Source organism: Sedimenticola selenatireducens (genome assembly GCF_007625115.1).
Taxonomy (GTDB): domain Bacteria; phylum Pseudomonadota; class Gammaproteobacteria; order Chromatiales; family Chromatiaceae; genus Sedimenticola; species Sedimenticola selenatireducens_A.
On sequence record NZ_VMNH01000023.1, the window covers coordinates 68,410 to 85,361 of the forward strand.

Annotated in this window: 15 protein-coding genes; 11 read left to right on the forward strand and 4 right to left on the reverse strand. The window is 50.2% G+C overall.

Annotation, left to right across the window (positions count from 1 at the left end):
* The first annotated feature begins 70 nt into the window (after positions 1–70).
* Positions 71–898: an outer membrane protein assembly factor BamD gene (locus tag FHP88_RS15015; protein ID WP_144359908.1), complete on the forward strand. Its 828-nt coding sequence runs from the start codon at positions 71–73 to the stop codon at positions 896–898.
* A 131-nt stretch (positions 899–1,029) separates the two neighbouring features.
* Here FHP88_RS15015 and FHP88_RS15020 read toward each other — a convergent pair whose 3' ends face one another.
* The 4 genes from FHP88_RS15020 to sucC all read right to left on the reverse strand — a co-directional run bounded on the left by FHP88_RS15020 (position 1,030) and on the right by sucC (position 5,363).
* Positions 1,030–1,368, reverse strand: a complete 339-nt coding sequence (locus FHP88_RS15020) for a P-II family nitrogen regulator (protein ID WP_144359909.1) — start codon at positions 1,366–1,368, stop codon at positions 1,030–1,032.
* Positions 1,369–1,499: 131 nt separating this feature from the next.
* Positions 1,500–3,113 (reverse strand): NAD+ synthase, encoded by a 1,614-nt coding sequence (locus FHP88_RS15025; RefSeq protein WP_144359910.1) that lies wholly within the window; start codon positions 3,111–3,113, stop codon positions 1,500–1,502.
* A 150-nt stretch (positions 3,114–3,263) separates the two neighbouring features.
* Positions 3,264–4,133, reverse strand: coding sequence for a succinate--CoA ligase subunit alpha (gene sucD / locus FHP88_RS15030; RefSeq protein WP_144359911.1), 870 nt, complete (start codon positions 4,131–4,133; stop codon positions 3,264–3,266).
* A 66-nt stretch (positions 4,134–4,199) separates the two neighbouring features.
* Positions 4,200–5,363, reverse strand: coding sequence for an ADP-forming succinate--CoA ligase subunit beta (gene sucC, locus FHP88_RS15035; RefSeq protein ID WP_144359912.1), 1,164 nt, complete (start codon positions 5,361–5,363; stop codon positions 4,200–4,202).
* A 93-nt stretch (positions 5,364–5,456) separates the two neighbouring features.
* Here sucC and FHP88_RS19570 point away from each other — a divergent pair, with 93 nt between their 5' ends.
* The 10 genes from FHP88_RS19570 (at position 5,457) to zapD (ending at position 16,935) form a co-directional block, all read left to right on the forward strand.
* Positions 5,457–5,690: a PP0621 family protein gene (locus tag FHP88_RS19570; protein ID WP_420493007.1), complete on the forward strand. Its 234-nt coding sequence runs from the start codon at positions 5,457–5,459 to the stop codon at positions 5,688–5,690.
* A 41-nt stretch (positions 5,691–5,731) separates the two neighbouring features.
* The gene (locus FHP88_RS15040) at positions 5,732–7,381 is read left to right on the forward strand and encodes a sensor histidine kinase (protein WP_222106675.1); all 1,650 of its coding nucleotides are present in this window, start codon (positions 5,732–5,734) and stop codon (positions 7,379–7,381) included.
* On the forward strand, positions 7,381–8,742 hold the full coding sequence (locus tag FHP88_RS15045) for a sigma-54-dependent transcriptional regulator (RefSeq protein WP_144359913.1): 1,362 nt from the start codon (positions 7,381–7,383) through the stop codon (positions 8,740–8,742). Before FHP88_RS15040 ends, FHP88_RS15045 begins: the two co-directional genes overlap by 1 nt.
* A gap of 299 nt (positions 8,743–9,041) precedes the next feature.
* On the forward strand, positions 9,042–9,500 hold the full coding sequence (locus tag FHP88_RS15050) for a pilin (protein WP_144359914.1): 459 nt from the start codon (positions 9,042–9,044) through the stop codon (positions 9,498–9,500).
* Between the two features lie 72 nt (positions 9,501–9,572).
* A complete protein-coding gene (locus FHP88_RS15055; protein ID WP_144359915.1) occupies positions 9,573–11,048 on the forward strand; it encodes an O-antigen ligase family protein in 1,476 nt (491 codons plus the stop codon).
* Positions 11,049–11,585: 537 nt separating this feature from the next.
* Positions 11,586–13,298, forward strand: coding sequence for a type IV-A pilus assembly ATPase PilB (gene pilB / locus FHP88_RS15060; protein WP_144359916.1), 1,713 nt, complete (start codon positions 11,586–11,588; stop codon positions 13,296–13,298).
* A gap of 5 nt (positions 13,299–13,303) precedes the next feature.
* Complete coding sequence (locus tag FHP88_RS15065) at positions 13,304–14,545, forward strand: type II secretion system F family protein (RefSeq protein ID WP_144359917.1); 1,242 nt, start codon at positions 13,304–13,306, stop codon at positions 14,543–14,545.
* 36 nt (positions 14,546–14,581) lie between these two features.
* Positions 14,582–15,460 carry a prepilin peptidase gene (locus FHP88_RS15070; RefSeq protein ID WP_144359918.1) on the forward strand — a complete coding sequence of 293 codons (879 nt, stop codon included), beginning with the start codon at positions 14,582–14,584 and terminating at the stop codon, positions 15,458–15,460.
* Positions 15,461–15,463: 3 nt separating this feature from the next.
* Positions 15,464–16,057, forward strand: coding sequence for a dephospho-CoA kinase (gene coaE / locus FHP88_RS15075; RefSeq protein ID WP_144359919.1), 594 nt, complete (start codon positions 15,464–15,466; stop codon positions 16,055–16,057).
* Positions 16,058–16,155: 98 nt separating this feature from the next.
* Positions 16,156–16,935 carry a cell division protein ZapD gene (gene zapD, locus FHP88_RS15080; protein WP_144359920.1) on the forward strand — a complete coding sequence of 260 codons (780 nt, stop codon included), beginning with the start codon at positions 16,156–16,158 and terminating at the stop codon, positions 16,933–16,935.
* The last annotated feature ends 17 nt before the right edge of the window (positions 16,936–16,952 follow it).

A 16,952-nucleotide genomic window follows, 5' to 3' on the forward strand; every position in this document is an offset into this window, starting at 1 on the left:
GTAAGATCGCCCAACAGAAACCTTTCGGGTATACTTTTTGGCTTAACTCATCACCCAGTCACTATCGATAATGACCAAAACACGCATCATAATTATAACCCTAACCCTAATTCTGCTCTCTGGATGCTCCCTGCTACCTAAAGAGAAGGATGAAACCTTGGGCTGGAGCGCACAAAAGTTTTACACCGAAGCCAGCTTCGCCATGTCGGACCATGATTATGAAACCGCCATTAAATATTTCGAGGGATTGGAGTCACGTTATCCTTTTGGCCGTTATGCCATGCAGGCTCAGCTCGATGTGGCCTACGCCTACTATAAGGATGGTAACCATGAGGCGGCTATTGCTGCAGCCGATCGCTTCATTCGACTGCACCCTCGCAATCCCCATGTAGACTACGCCTACTACCTCAAGGGCATTGTCAATTTCAATCGAAACTTAAGCTTCATTACCCGCTTTATTCCAACAGACACCTCCCAGCGGGACCCCGGCTCAACCATCGACTCGTTCAATGATTTCGCTGAACTGGTGCGGCGTTTTCCGGAAAGTCAGTACGCCGATGACGCTCGCAAGCGAATGTTTTATCTGCGCAACAATCTGGCCAGCCATGAGGTTCATGTCGCACGCTATTACATGAAACGGGGGGCCTATCTTGCTGCCGCCAACCGTTGTGTCACGGTTATTGAAAAGTATCAGCGTACGCCCGCCGTGAAAGAGGCCCTTGAAATCATGATAGAGGCCTATGACAAACTGGGCCTTGAAGAGCTTTCTACAGATGCCAAGCGCGTGCTGGCGGCGAACATACAGAACGGATCGCTGGATGTGGTAGATCGAGATTATGAGGAAGAGAAGTCCCTGGGTCAGGCAGTATGGGATTACTTTGAACTGGATAAAAACTAAAAGGGTGGCAGTTTGCACCCCATCATAGGGCGGGCCATGCCCTCCAATGGCGCCCATGGGGCTCCCTATGATTCACAGACAAAAAAGGGGTGCCCATAGGGCACCCCTTTTTGATGACTGGCGCTTAATTGTTAGATAGCCGTCTCATCTTCTTCACCGGTACGAATACGCACTACCTTCTCAACGGAAGTAACGAAGATCTTGCCATCACCAATCTTGCCGGTACGGGCTGCGTTGGTAATAGCCTCGATGCACTCGTCAAGCTGTCCCTCGTTGATCACCACTTCAATCTTAACCTTGGGAAGGAAGTCCACCACATACTCCGCCCCACGATAGAGTTCAGTGTGGCCTTTCTGCCGACCGAATCCTTTCACTTCACTGGCGGTCATGCCGGTAATACCGACAGCAGACAATGCCTCTCGCACATCATCCAGTTTAAAAGGTTTGATTATCGCGTCGACTTTTTTCATTGTTGCTTGGCTCCTGTTATCACCTGGCCGCATCAGCGGCAGTTTTTTATCTCGTTAAGATAACCTCACATATTACCGGAAAACTGCGCTCCAGCAATAAGTAGCATAGCTATCAAAGCTTCTCACTGAATTCAAAATCCATTCGTCAACGGGTAGCGTCGATCTCGTCCAAAAGCACGTTGTGTGATTTTCACACCGGGCGGTGCCTGTCGGCGTTTGTATTCATTCCTATCGACAAGCCGCACAACCTGACGTACCGCCTGTTCACTGAAGCCCGCCGACACAATCTCGGCAACACCCTGATCCTGCTCAATGTACCTCGCAAGAATAGAATCCAGGACCTCATAAGGCGGCAGGCTATCCGAATCTTTTTGATCGGGTGCCAACTCGGCGGAAGGTGGCCGCTCTATCACTCGCCGCGGTATCACTTCCCCGGCTTGATTTCGGTACTCCGCCAAACGATAGACCAGCAATTTAGGGACATCTTTGATCGGCGCAAAACCGCCGGCCATATCGCCATACAAGGTGGCATAGCCTACAGACATTTCGCTCTTATTGCCTGTGGTAAGCAGAATCTTTCCACTCTTATTGCTAATGGCCATTAGCAACACACCTCGGCATCGGGCCTGGATATTCTCTTCAGTTGTATCCGGCTGAGTGCCCGTAAAGGGTCCTGCCAACATATCCAGGAAGGTGTTAAAAGCAGGCTCTATCGGGATAGTCTGATGCTTAACTCCCAGTAGCTCCGCTTCCAGGATAGCATCTTCATTACTCATATCAGCGGTATAGCGGGAAGGCATCAACACCACCTCCACCTGTTCAGGGCCTAATGCGTCCACCGCGATGGCGAGGGTTAAGGCCGAATCAATTCCACCCGAAAGGCCTAGCACCGCGCCCTTAAAACCGTTCTTCAGCACATAGTCCCGAACACCCGTCACCAGGGCACTGTAGACGGCTTGCTCTTCCGGGAGTATGGGGCTGATCTGAGCAGGGACTGGTAGGAATCGTCCGGATTGCTCCTCAAATTCCACTACCGGTTGGGCCTCTTTAAAAAATTCAGCACGCTGAACCAGCTTACCCTCTGGCGACACGACGAAAGATCCTCCGTCAAATACCAACTCATCCTGTCCACCCACCAGATTGAGGTAGATGATGGAAAGCCCGGACTCCTGCGCCCTTTTCTGTAACAAGGTCTCACGCTCTGGAGCCTTACCCATATGAAACGGCGAAGCGTTCAGGTTAAGTAGGATTTTTGCACCCGCTTCAGCAGCCTCAGCCGCAGGGGTCTTGTACCAGATATCTTCACAAATGGTGATCCCAACCGGGACACCTTGTAAATCAAATACACAAGGTCTGTCACCCGATTCAAAGTAACGCTTCTCGTCAAAAACGCTGTAGTTAGGCAGCAGTGATTTGAAATATTCCGCGACAATTTGACCCTCACGAATTACCCCCGCGGCATTATAGAGTTTGCCGTCCTGACAGCGAGGATAGCCGAGTATAAGGTCAATGCCGCTACAGACTGAGCAGATCCGGGCCAGCTCACGCTCCACCCGCTCAATCAGTTCGGGTCGAAGCAACAGATCTTCCGGCGGGTAACCGGTCAGGGTCAACTCTGGAAATACCACGGCGTGAGCCTGCTGCTCATCCCGGGCAATCCGCATCGCCTCAAGTACGCGATCAGCGTTACCCTGAATATCGCCAACCTTCAGGTTGATTTGGGCGAGTGATATTTTTAAGCTCAAAGCGTTACCTGCCAATGGCACCCATCAGGCGCCTCATCTATCTCTAAAACACGACTGGATATCCACTGACCCTATCCATGACGAAAAAGCCGCCACCGGCCAGAGGACCGGGGCGGCTTATGATACCCAATTTCGGGGATCCTGGCTTTATCAGCTCATCAGTTCCAGCATCTTGGCGCCGATCTCTGAAGGTGAGCGAACCGTCGCTACACCGGCCGCTTCCAGGGCAGCAAACTTGCTGTCTGCCGTCCCTTTGCCACCACTGACGATAGCGCCAGCATGTCCCATGCGCTTGCCTGGAGGTGCAGTAACACCCGCAATATAGCCCACAACAGGCTTCGTCACGTTGGCTTTGATAAAGGCGGCCGCATCTTCCTCAGCAGATCCACCGATCTCGCCCACCATCACGATACCTTCCGTCTGTGGATCTTTCTGGAACAACTCCAGACAATCGATGAAGTTCATGCCGTGGATCGGGTCACCACCAATACCGACACAGGTGCTCTGACCCAGTCCGGTTGAGGTGGTCTGGAAGACCGCTTCATAGGTCAAGGTTCCAGAACGGGATACGATACCGATTTTACCAGGCTGGTGGATCATGCCGGGCATGATGCCAATCTTACAGGCGCCTGGGGTGATAATGCCTGGGCAATTCGGGCCAATCAGACGACTGTCGGAGTGCGCCAGTGCAGCCTTGACCTTGAGCATATCCATGACAGGAATGCCTTCAGTGATGCAAGCAATCACTTTAATGCCTGCATCGGCGGCTTCCAGGATCGCGTCTGCGGCAAAAGCGGCAGGCACGTAGATCATGGTGGCATCGGCGCCGGTCGCCTTGACGGCATCATGTACTGTATCGAAAACGGGCAGATCCAGATGTTTCTGGCCACCTTTACCTGGGGTAACACCACCTACCATGTTAGTACCGTAGGCAATGGCCTGCTCGGTGTGGAAGGTGCCCTGCTTGCCAGTAAAACCCTGGCAGATCACTCGGGTGTTTTTATCTATGAGGATACTCACAATTCTTTTCCTGTATCTGGTGATTCCGGTTTAGCGCAAATACTGCGCCGGTTCCGGTTCAAATAATCAGCCCTTAGCAGCAGCAACTACTTTCTCTGCGCCTTCAGAAAGATCAGCCGCCGTGGTGATAGCAAGACCACTGTTGGCCAATAGTGCCAGGCCTTCAGCCGCCTTGGTGCCTTCCAAGCGCACCACTACCGGCACCTTGATATCGACCTCTTTCACCGCCTCGATAATGCCCTCAGCAATGAGGTCGCAGCGTACAATACCGCCAAAGATATTGACCAGTACGGCCTCAACCTTCTCGTCAGAAAGGATCAGCTTAAAGGCCTCTGCAACACGCTCAGCCGTCGTACCACCGCCCACATCCAGGAAGTTGGCGGGTGAACCGCCTTTCAGTTGCACCAGATCCATGGTAGCCATGGCCAGACCTGCACCATTGACCATGCAACCGATGTTGCCATCCAGGGTGATGTAGTTCAGATCATGCTCAGCGGCCTTCGCCTCACGCTCATCTTCCTGGCTGATATCACGCATGGCCAGCAGATTGGGCTGACGATACAGGGCATTGCTGTCCAGGTTGATCTTGGCGTCCAGTGCGATCAGATTGCCGGCCTTGGTCACAACCAGTGGGTTGATCTCTACCAGGCTTGCATCGCTCTGAATGAACAGGTTATAGAGGGCAAACATGAATTTCTGGAATTCACGGATTTGGGTTCCTTCCAACGCCAGCGCAAAGGCGAGCTTGCGACACTGGTAACCCTGCAGACCTGCGGCGGGATCGATACGAATAATATGCAGCTGTTCAGGCGTCTCTTCTGCCACTTCCTCAATGTTCATGCCACCGGCCTGCGAGGCCATGAACAACACCTTTTTCGATTCGCGATCAACCAAAACGCTCAGATAGAGTTCCCGGTCAATATCGGTAATAGCTTCGATCAGTAGGGTATTAATGGGCAGTCCGGGCTCGCCGGTCTGCTTAGTAACCAGCATACTGCCAAGCAGGCGATTCGCTTCGGCCTCAACCTTATCCAGACTGTCGACCAGCACCACACCACCGACTTTGCCTCGACCACCGGCATGCACCTGGGCCTTAACCACCCAACGTCCACCACCCAGCGCCTCAGCAGCACGTCGCGCCTCTTTGACAGAGGTGACTGGACTACCCTCCGGGACAGGAATACCCTGTTTCGCAAATAACTGTTTTGATTGATACTCGTGTAGATTCATTCTCGCAACCGGTCAGCGTTATAAAAAGAGTGCTATTCTGGTCGAAATTGCCAAAATAAGCAAAACTAGGAAATACCCTAATAAACTAAGATTATGGGCATAAGACTACTGTTTATTATTCTCACCCTCTGGGGGATTTATATTATAGTACGCAGATACTTAGCGCGCTTCAGTGAATCTGACCGCAGGCGTGAAAATAACGCCGCAGATAACATGGTTCAGTGCAAAGTATGTAACACTTACCTGCCTGAGGCCGAAGCGCTCACAAAGGATGGTGATTTTTTCTGTTCTGAGGCCCATTTGATCGCTCGCCATGATAAAGATTAGCCTGCGCCCCTTTCCACCTAACAAAACAAGCCAAGCCACCTATGGGCCTCAATGACCCAAGACAACAGAGCCTGGAGCTCGATAGCCCCCAGACCTCGCTATTCGGTAATGCCCCTGAGCGATCTATTCAGATCTTTTTCTACTATCGCCTGACAGTAGCTTGCCTATTGGGCCTGCTCTTTTTCAGCAAGATGGGTCCCTCACTACTGGGCCAATCTGACCCCGGACTTTACACCCTCACCGTCATCATCTATATCGGCCTGGTGGTAGCAAGTGGATTGCTGCTATACGCCTCCCCCACCCTATCCTTGAATCAACAAGCCTTCATGATGGTGTTCGTTGATATCTGCGCCGTCACACTCCTGATGCATGCCAGCGGAGGCATCAGCACGGGTTTAGGCATGCTACTGGCCGTATCAATCGCCTCCAGCAGCCTGATCACGCGGGGAAATTACGCGGGCCTTGAAGCCGCGCTCGCCAGCCTGTCGGTGCTTACCGAGCAGGTCTATGCGGATATGGCTCAGGCGTTCGAAACAACTGCCTATACGCAGGCCGGACTGCTTGGCACCCTGTTTTTTGCCATCGCCATTCTGGCACACGCCCTGTCCCGTCAGCTAAAAACCAGTGAGGCCCTCTCCAGCCAACGAAAACTGGATCTGGCAAACATGGAGCAGTTGAATGAGTATGTCATTCAGCACATGCTTACCGGCATTATTGTGGTCGACACCAAAAGCACCATTCGACTGATGAATGAATCGGCCTGGTATCTACTGGGCATGCCGGAATGCGGCAATGGCAGCCCCTTGGAACAGGCCTGCCATAAACTGGCCGTGCAACTCCACGAATGGGACCCTGAGCAACATAAAGCGGCGATACCTTTCAAACCGACGTCCGGGGGAAGAGAACTCACCGCAGGGTTCTCTATGCTGGGAGAGAACAATAAAGGGGGCGCGGTCATTTTTCTGGAAGATACCGCAACGGTTACCCAGCAGGCCCAGCAGATGAAACTCGCTTCATTAGGACGGCTGACCGCCAGTATTGCCCACGAAATACGTAACCCTCTCGGCGCCATCAGCCATGCCGAACAACTGCTCAAAGAGTCACCGGATATCCCCCAGGCCGATCGTCGCCTGATCGATATCATCAGCACCAACACGAAACGGGTCAATGAGATTATCGAGAACATCCTACAGCTCTCCCGCCGAGGCCGCTCTCTCCCGAAAGAGTTTTTGCTCAAACCCTGGCTTGAACAGTTTGCGGGGGAATTGACACGTACACTGAATCTCCCTGAAGGGCACATTCACCTGCAGATCAATCCAGACAGTACACTCATTCGGACAGATCCAAGTCAATTTCGTCAGATTTTTGTTATCCTGTGCGAAAATTCAGTGCGGCACTTTGATCGTGAAGCAGAGGCCTTGAGCATCCAGATCAGTGGTGGAATTACTCGAGAATCGGGCGGTCCCTTTGTCGATATTATTGATAATGGCCCAGGCATTGAACCTGAAAATGCCCGGCAAATGTTCGAACCTTTTTTTACCACTCGAAATGCGGGTACGGGACTGGGGCTTTATATCGCCAAAGAGCTTTGTGAGGCCAACCGCCTCGGACTTGATTATATTGCCATCCCCAGCGGTGGCAGCTGTTTCCGTATCACCTTTCCCGGCAGAGGCAACCAACCGGTTAGATAATGAGTAATCCACTGGCACTTATAGTAGATGACGAACCCGATATTCGTGAGCTTCTCGAGATCACCTTGGGAAGAATGAATATCGATACCCGCTCGGCTGAGGATCTGCGAGCAGCCAGAGCCCTGTTAGAGAGTGAACAGTTCGATCTCTGCCTAACTGATATGCGCCTACCAGATGGTAACGGCATTGAGCTGGTTGAAATGATCAACCAACAGTATCCTCAACTTCCTGTGGCCGTTATTACTGCCCACGGCAACATGGATTCCGCCGTTCAGGCACTCAAGGCCGGTGCCTTTGATTTCGTCTCAAAACCCGTTGACTTGACCATGTTGCGCAAGCTGGTCGGTACCGCACTTATGCTGGAACAAGCCCCGGCTACAACAGAGAAACCCATCGCAGAAGCACAAAAAAACTCAGAACTGCTGGGGAAATCACCCGCAGCAGAGCAAATCCGCACCATGATCCGTAAACTGGCCAGAAGCCAGGCCCCTGTCTTTATCAGCGGGGAATCAGGAACAGGTAAAGAACTGGCAGCACGGATGATCCACAAACAGGGCCCGCGTGCTGACCACAACTTTATCGCCGTCAACTGCGGTGCCATTCCTCAGGAACTCATGGAGAGTGAATTCTTTGGGCATCTCAAAGGCAGTTTCACCGGGGCAGTGACCGACAAAGAGGGGCTGTTCCAAGCAGCCGATGGAGGCACACTCTTTTTAGATGAAGTGGCCGATCTACCCCTCAATATGCAGGTAAAGCTGCTACGCGCCATCCAGGAGAAATCCATTCGCCCCGTCGGTGCCCAGAAAGAACTATCCGTGGATGTCCGTATCGTCAGTGCCACGCACAAAGATCTAAGCAGTCTGGTCGATCAGGGCGATTTCCGCCAAGACCTCTTCTACCGCATCAATGTCATTGAGTTGACCATACCGCCACTGAGAGCGCGCAAGGATGATATTGCTCTACTGGCCGATAAAATGCTCAGCCGCATTGCCAGTCAAGCGGGCTCTGAAAAACCCCGTATCGACCGTGACGCACTCAAGTCACTGTTTAGCTACAACTTCCCGGGCAACATTCGAGAATTAGAAAATATGCTGGAGCGTGCTGTTGCGCTCTGTGAAGGCAGCACTATCACACAGGATGATCTGTTGATTCCAAATACAACACCGACAGACAATACCCAAACCAGCACTCAAGAATTTAGCGCGGAGACTTCACTCGATGCCCACATGGAAAAAGTGGAACGCGAACTGATCACGCAAGCACTGGAAGAGACACACTGGAACAAAACCGCCGCCGCAAAAAAATTGGGGATATCTTTTCGAGCCCTGCGTTACAAACTCGATAAACTGGGATTAGACTAAAGAGTCATTCTTAAAAAGTGACAATTTACGTCACTTTTTGACAAAGAGTGAAGGCTTAGCTTGAAATCCATCACACACATCGAACTACACACCACCAGCATCTTTAGAAGTAATCTCATTTAATTTCAACAAGTTAACTTTTAACCCACCGAACTAAAGAATAGCTGGCACACCCCTTGCTTTATCCTTCATTAAGTAATCTGGGGCTGGCATTTGCTGAGCCGTAAGATGAAAGTGATGAAGGATTACACTCAGGCATTTGCCACAGAATACATAAGTTTATATTTAAGGAGTCACCCATGAAAAAAGCACAGTCTGGTTTTACATTGATTGAATTAATGATCGTTGTGGCGATCATTGGTATCTTGGCGGCAATCGCGATTCCTGCCTATCAGGATTACACCATTCGATCCAGAATAACTGAAGCACTCGGCTTTGCATCTGCAGCAAAAACATCGGTTTCCGAGTGTATGCTGAGTAGTACTGCGGTAAGTAATTGCGACACCAACGCTGAAGCAGGGCTTGATACAAATACCAATATCACCTCACCCATAGTTCAAAGCGTTACTGTTGGTGCTGGCCCCAATGCTGCCACCCAGACGACCATAACCGTCGCACTCCAGAATACGGGTAGCACTGTTGCAGACGCCCAATCTTTGGTCTTAACAGGGACACTTACCGCGAACAGTGTCACTTGGGCCTGCTCACCAAGCGCCACTACTATTAATAAGTATATACCTGCAAACTGCAGAAGCTAATTACACTTCTCAGCCAACAACAAAAAGCCACGCCGTTACAATGGCGTGGCTTTTTGGTTTACCGAGATCAGCATGAGATTCAAACAGCCAATTATTTATTTTAAACAGGCAGTTCATCTAAGCTTCTCCCATTATTCCATTGCAATTTTCTTCTGTTTCTGTCTCTTTATTGCGCTTGCCCCAAGCTTTGATCTTATTTCATGGGCTCAGCGTTATGATGAAAAACGTATCGTTCAAGTAATACTGGTTCTTTTAGCCGCCAGCCAAATACTTTTCTCAAAACCTGGCGCAAAACATTTTCTGCGCATGCTCTTCTCTCTACCCCGCCTAAGTCGATGGGGTCTGGCTATTGTCACTTTACTCGGCCTTATTTCGTCACTAACGGCCCCAGCAATCAAATACGCCATCTTAGAGCTTGGTCTATTTATACTGCTAGTCGGCTTTTCATTTACTGTGGCACTCCTAATTCAGCGCTACAACCATATCATTATTGGTTCCCTGTTTGTCGCAATCACTGTCAGCGCATTTTGCTATGAAATCACATTTTTCACCAGCTATATAGGCATCTTCATTCAAGGTAACCTTTTATTCTTGCCTGAACCTTTCAGTGGATTTTCAAACATACGGTTCTTCAATCAGTTCCAGATCTGGACCTTGCCACTTATCGCTTTACCCCTTTTGCTTTATCCGCGCCTTTTTGCATCTATTCGCGGTTTATTAATTATTCTCACCATAGGATGGTGGGTATTACTGTTTGCCTCACAAAGCCGTGGCGCCCAACTGGCCATCACCCTGGCGCTTACCCTCACCCTGCTGGTATTCAGAAAGGATGCCTGGAGGCCGGTCAAGCTCACCCTGCTGACGGCCACTGCTGGCTGGCTGCTCTACCTGTTTCTGTTTTTCTATATCCCAGATCTGGAGACCAGTTCCCGCCTGGCCCAGTTGGCGGAGGATCCAGCACGTCTGCAACTCTGGCAGCAGGCGTTACGAATGGCCACGGAAAACCCCTGGCTGGGCGTGGGGCCGATGCACTATGCCTACTATCCCAACACGATCGCCGCCCACCCCCACAATGGTTTGTTGCAGATTGCCGCCGAATGGGGCCTGCCTTCCACTGCTATCCTGGTGATCCTGGTCGGCCGGGGTAGCCTTGCCTGGCCCCGGCGTTATTTTAAAGACTCGGACGTACTGGAAAAAAAGGGCGAACTGCCGCTCTGGATTGCACTTTTTTGTTCCCTGATGGCTGGCATGGCCTACGCCTTTGTCAGTGGCGTGATCGTCATGCCACTCAGCCAGACCCTGTTTGCTGTTATCGTTGGTCTGATGCTGGGGCTCTATCACGAGACCTCCCCCACTTCTGTTGCCTCGGCACATCAGATCCTACTGCTGCGTCTGGTCGCAGGCGCGGCAATGGCAGGCCTGTTGTGGACGCTGCTGCCGGATACACTGCAGAGAATAGAAACTGACAACCTCGTACCTGCAAAAAATGTCGTGGCCTTTGGCCCCCGATTCTGGCAGGAGGGCGGGATACCGCACCCAGAACAATAGCGCGCAAGTTAGGGGAGGAACGAACCCCAACATCCTGGCACACACATAAACCCCGTTGGGTTCGCATTAGCTGTGTAGCTGTGCGCAGGCAGGACAAAAGCGCGAAGCACGTTGCACGACTGAAAGTCGTACCAGAAGGGTGAGCCAAACGAATAACCCAGTAAATTGTTGAATCCCCTGGACCCAGACCTCCACCGGGGTGACGGTGGTTCTTGGCTCAGCTGTGTAGCTGTGCGCAAGGTGTCGGAGTCAAACCAGCCACCAACAGCATCTGGCGGGTAAACAGCCAATACCTTCATAGATCATCACCATTAAAAAAACAATATGTTGTGATGTAAATGATATAAACAACTTGAAAAACAAGCCATAATTGGCTATTAAGATTCAAAGGGGTATAGTTTTCCGTATATATCAGTATATTCAGTATATAAAGGTAAAATATTGGTAGAAGGTGCCGATAAAATATTTTGCACCTGTATTTCGGACATTATAATCACCTGACCCTGACCACATCAGAACCCAGAAAACCCAATCAAGATGACAACAGCAACCCAGAACATAGCATTGAGCGGCCTTCCACGACGTCTTGTCGCTGATAATCTGCTATCTGAGGAAAGCGCGCAAAAATCGATTATTGAATCCGCAAAGAAGCGCCAGCAATTCGTATCCTATTTAGTTGAAAGCAAACTACTTGATAGTAAAAGTATCGCTCTCTCCGCCTCACAAGAATTCGGTGTACCGCTATTTGAGCTTGAAGCGCTCGACACATCCACTGCCCCAATTAGTTTGGTTGACGAAAAACTGATTCGAATTCACCATGCTCTACCGATCTTTCGCCGGGGCAATCGGCTCTTTCTGGCGGTATCAGACCCCACAAATATTCAGGGGCTCGATGAAATCAAGTTCCACACGGGACTGGCCATCGAAGCCATTGTTGTTGAAGAGGATAAACTGGTTCGTGCCATTGAGGCATCACTCGAAGCCAATGACACCAGTATGTCTGACTTACTGGATGCCGACCTCGATAACCTGGATATCTCCTCTGAGGATCCTGATGCACATAAAAAAGAGGGCGATCTGGATGTTGACGATGCCCCTGTTGTTCGATTTGTAAATAAGATGCTACTGGACGCCATCAACACTGGCGCATCTGACATTCACTTTGAACCTTACGAAAAGACCTTTCGCGTCAGGTTGAGACAAGACGGCATTCTGCGGGAAGTCTCTTCTCCACCAATCAATATTGCCTCACGCTTGACAGCCCGTATCAAGGTAATGTCCAGAATGAACATTGCTGAAAGACGCGTCCCCCAAGATGGCCGAATCAAAATGAAGTTATCACGGAATCGATCAATTGATTTCCGCGTCAATACCTGCCCAACCCTCTATGGAGAAAAAGTTGTACTGCGTATTCTGGACCCAACCAGCGCCCAATTGGGGATTGAAGCACTGGGCTTTGATCCGGTGCAAAAAGAGATGTTTGAAACCGCTCTTAAGAAACCCTATGGCATGATTCTGGTCACAGGCCCCACTGGTAGCGGTAAAACAGTCTCGCTCTATACCGGACTCAACATGCTGAATAGTGAAGGGGTAAACATCTCCACCGCAGAGGATCCGGTTGAAATTCAAGTTGCCGGCATCAACCAGGTCAATGTTAATGTAAAAACCGGCCTGACTTTCGCGTCGGCCCTAAGAGCATTTTTGCGCCAGGATCCTGATATTGTCATGGTCGGCGAGATTCGCGACCTTGAAACGGCCGAAATTGCCGTAAAGGCCGCACAAACTGGACATTTAGTACTATCAACTCTGCATACCAATGATGCCCCCCAAACATTGACACGATTGGCAAATATGGGAATTCCTCCCTTCAATATCGCCTCTTCTGTCATACTTATTATGGCTCAACGCTTGGCTCGAAGATTGTGCGAACACTGTAAAGTGGTCGATGAACTGCCTAAAGAAGCCCTCATTGAAGAGGGTTTCAACGAGGGCGAGCTCGATAACTTAACCATATATAAAGCGGTAGGATGTGACCGCTGCACTAATGGTTATAAGGGGCGAGTTGGTATATTTCAGATAATGCCCATCTCCTCTGAAATGGAAAAGCTGGTCATGGAAGGGGGCAACTCATTACAACTTGAGGCGCAATCAAAAGCCGAGGGTATATTGACACTCAGAGAAGCTGGATTAGACAAGGTTCGAGCTGGCATCACCAGCCTGGAAGATATTAACAGGGTTACCAAGGATTAACGGATATGGCTACTGCAACTGCTGCCAAAAAGGCCCCTAAGGCCGAAAAAGCCTATGTGTATTCATGGGAAGGTGCTGATAAACATGGTAAGCGAGTAAAAGGGGAATCGCGGGCACCTTCAATAGCGCTCATAAGAGCAGATCTCAGGCGCCAGGGAATTAACCCACTAAAAGTTAAGAAAAAGGCCACTGCCTTATTAAATACCAAGAAGAAAATTACCGCTGGTGATATAGCTATTTTTGCACGCCAACTTTCAACCATGATGGAAGCAGGTGTGCCATTGGTTCAGGCATTTGATATTGTGGGCAAAGGTCATAATAATCCTTCAATGCAGGATTTACTTCTCGCAATCAAAGCAGATGTAGAAGGCGGTACTGCGCTGGCAGAAGCGCTGGCAAAGCACCCTCTTTATTTCGACGATCTTTTTTGCAATTTGGTTCGCGCCGGCGAAGCAGCGGGTGTTCTTGAAAACCTGCTTGATAAAATTGCCACTTATAAAGAGAAGACCGAATCCATCAAAGGCAAAATCAAAAAAGCGCTATTCTATCCTGCAGCCGTGATAATCGTGGCCATTCTTGTAACTGTACTCATCATGATTTTTGTAATTCCTCAGTTTCAAAGCCTCTTCGCAAGCTTTGGAGGGGATTTACCTGCCTTCACTAAAATGGTCATATCCCTATCTGAATGGATGACCAGCTATTGGTGGTTGTTACTGCTTGGTACATTCGCTGCTGTATATTTCTTTGGGTATAGTTACAAGCGCTCCCGAAAAATGCGGGAAATTCTTGACAAGACCCTCCTACAATTTCCCATTATCGGCTCAATTATCCATAAAGCCACAATCGCCCGTTTCTCACGAACCCTTGCCACGATGTTCGCTGCGGGCGTTCCGCTTGTTGAAGCTCTTGAATCGGTTGCTGGCGCAACGGGAAACATAATCTATAGCAATGCAGTACTCCGAATGCGCGAGGATATCGCTACCGGCCAGTCACTTCAATTGACCATGAAGCAACAACAACTATTCCCTCATATGGTTATTCAGATGGTAGCTATTGGTGAGGAATCGGGTTCACTCGACCATATGCTATCGAAGGTAGCCGATTTCTATGAGGAAGAAGTAGATAATGCCGTTGATGCACTTAGTAGCCTAATGGAACCCATGATCATGGTCGTAATTGGCACACTTGTAGGCGGATTGGTCGTAGCTATGTACCTACCCATCTTCAAAATGGCATCGGTGGTATAACCAACCTGACGTGACCGACTATTTTAGTTTCAATTGATGAATTTTATAGACGTTTTACAACATAACCACGCGCTCTTTAGCCTATTGTGCATACTTTTGGGTCTATTTGTTGGCAGTTTTATCAACGTAGTAGCCTACCGGCTTCCAAAGATGATGGAAGCCGACTGGAAAGCACAGTGCAATGAGCTGTTTGGGAAAGATGAGGCAGTTGAGCAGAAAGCTACTCCGCTAACCCTCAGTCGCCCCAGCTCAAGCTGCCCCCACTGCGGCCATAAGATCCGCGCTTGGGAAAATATCCCGATCATTAGTTGGTTGCTTTTGCGTGGCCGTTGCTCGGACTGCAAACAGCCGATCTCTATGCGCTATCCGATTGTCGAACTCGCAACCGGATTGCTCTCCCTGGCTGTGGCATTGCACTTCGGCTTTAGCTGGCAAGCGGGTGCTGCTCTGCTGCTGACATGGTCGTTGATTGCACTCACCCTGATCGACTTTGATCACCAACTGTTACCTGATTCCATTGTGTTGCCGGTGTTATGGCTGGGTCTTATCCTTAGCCTTTTCACGATTTTCACGGACAGCCACTCATCCATCATAGGCGCTGCAGCAGGCTACCTCTCTTTGTGGACGGTTTTTCAGTTGTTCAGATTGATCACCGGAAAGGAAGGGATGGGCTACGGTGATTTTAAATTACTTGGACTTTTTGGCGCTTGGTTCGGTTGGCAGTCATTGGTTCAGATCATCCTACTCTCATCCGTTGTTGGTGCCGTGGTGGGGATTAGCCTGATTCTTGTCCGCGGTCGGGATCGCAATATACCGATACCTTTCGGTCCGTATTTGGCTGCTGCGGGCTGGATCAGTCTGATCTGGGGCGAACAAATCAACGCCGCCTATCTCCACTGGGCAGGATTGGCCTGATCTGTGTTAATAATCGGTCTGACGGGTGGTATCGGCTGCGGTAAAACCGCCGTAACCGACGGCTTTGCTAAACTGGGCGTACCGATTATTGATGCCGATGTCGTTGCCAGAGAAGTGGTTCTCCCGGGTAAACCCGCCTTAGAAAAAATTGCAGCGCATTTTGGCCGAGACGCATTGACCACGGACGGGGAACTGAATCGCCCCTGGATGCGGGAACATATTTTTTCTGATCCCGACGCCAAGGCAACGCTGGAAAGCATCCTTCATCCAATTATTCGCGCTGAAATGAGGCGCCAATTATCTGAAGTTCATGCCTCCTATGCCATTTTCTCTATCCCACTGCTGTTTGAAACTGGACAGGAAAAGAGCGTAGATCGCATCCTCGTGGTAGATTGCCCCACTGAGATACAAGTCAGTCGCGTCACTCAACGCGATCAGACATCTGAAACACAAACCCGCGCAATTATCGCCACGCAAATAGACCGCACAAGCCGCCTGGCTTCAGCTGATGATGTCATTGATAATTCGGGCAGCCTGGAGCACCTTCATCCTCAAATTGATACGCTGCACCAGAAATATCTTAAACTTGCCAACTGACAAGCTTATATTGTTCAGAATCGGTATAATATAAGTCGTTTACGTTACACGGCCCCGAAAAGGCGCCATTTGTTCTGATATCACAACAAACCAGAAACATGCAGCCAGCCGCTTCAGACAAAATCATCTATGAGCATCCGCTCAACGAGAAGACCAGAACCTTTTTGCGCCTGGAGCATCTGTTTCGCCAAGTTGATTTCCATATCCCCCAATCCAGCACCTGGGACAGCAGAGCTGCCATTACAAGCCTGATGGACATGGTGGCCATATTTTCTCGTGCGGACATCAAGACTGATCTCATTAAGGAATTAAAGCGGCACCAGGACAAGCTGGATGGCATTCGCTCTAATCCCGAGGTCAATGAAGAGCGCCTCGACCAGATATTGCGGGAATTGAGAGGAGTTTCCATGAAACTTCAGAATTTCAGCGGCCAGCTTGGTCAGGAACTCAGGGAAAATGAGTTCCTCAAGAGCATTACTCAACGCAGCAGCATTCCGGGCGGCAGTTGCGCCTTTGACCTTCCCCTTTTCCACTTCTGGTTGCAGCAACCCTTCGAGCAGAGGCACGAAGAGATCGTGGCGTGGCGGCATACACTGGAAACGGTTCACACCGCTGTGATGCTACTGCTTTCCCTCATAAGGGGCAGCACAACACCCACCAGAGAGATTGCTCCAGGTGGTTTTTTTCAGCAGAGCCTCGACGCGCAATCACCCGCACAGCTGATCCGCGTGGGCCTGCCGCGGGAAAGCAATCTTTTTGCAGAGATCAGCGGCGGCAAGCACCGCTTTACCATTCGATTTCTAGAACCTTCCCAAGTAGAACGGGCGACACAAACCAAGCAGGATACGACCTTCTTTCTTAACTGCTGTATTCTTTAAGATAGGATTGGAGGAGA

Coding starts and splice junctions, on each gene's coding strand:
- FHP88_RS15015 (WP_144359908.1), top strand. CDS start 71: ATGACCAAAACACGCATCATAATTATAACCCTAACCCTAATTCTGCTC.
- FHP88_RS15020 (WP_144359909.1), bottom strand. CDS start 1,368: ATGAAAAAAGTCGACGCGATAATCAAACCTTTTAAACTGGATGATGTG.
- sucC (WP_144359912.1), bottom strand. CDS start 5,363: ATGAATCTACACGAGTATCAATCAAAACAGTTATTTGCGAAACAGGGT.
- FHP88_RS19570 (WP_420493007.1), top strand. CDS start 5,457: ATGGGCATAAGACTACTGTTTATTATTCTCACCCTCTGGGGGATTTAT.
- FHP88_RS15040 (WP_222106675.1), top strand. CDS start 5,732: ATGGGCCTCAATGACCCAAGACAACAGAGCCTGGAGCTCGATAGCCCC.
- FHP88_RS15045 (WP_144359913.1), top strand. CDS start 7,381: ATGAGTAATCCACTGGCACTTATAGTAGATGACGAACCCGATATTCGT.
- FHP88_RS15050 (WP_144359914.1), top strand. CDS start 9,042: ATGAAAAAAGCACAGTCTGGTTTTACATTGATTGAATTAATGATCGTT.
- FHP88_RS15055 (WP_144359915.1), top strand. CDS start 9,573: ATGAGATTCAAACAGCCAATTATTTATTTTAAACAGGCAGTTCATCTA.
- pilB (WP_144359916.1), top strand. CDS start 11,586: ATGACAACAGCAACCCAGAACATAGCATTGAGCGGCCTTCCACGACGT.
- FHP88_RS15065 (WP_144359917.1), top strand. CDS start 13,304: ATGGCTACTGCAACTGCTGCCAAAAAGGCCCCTAAGGCCGAAAAAGCC.
- FHP88_RS15070 (WP_144359918.1), top strand. CDS start 14,582: ATGAATTTTATAGACGTTTTACAACATAACCACGCGCTCTTTAGCCTA.
- zapD (WP_144359920.1), top strand. CDS start 16,156: ATGCAGCCAGCCGCTTCAGACAAAATCATCTATGAGCATCCGCTCAAC.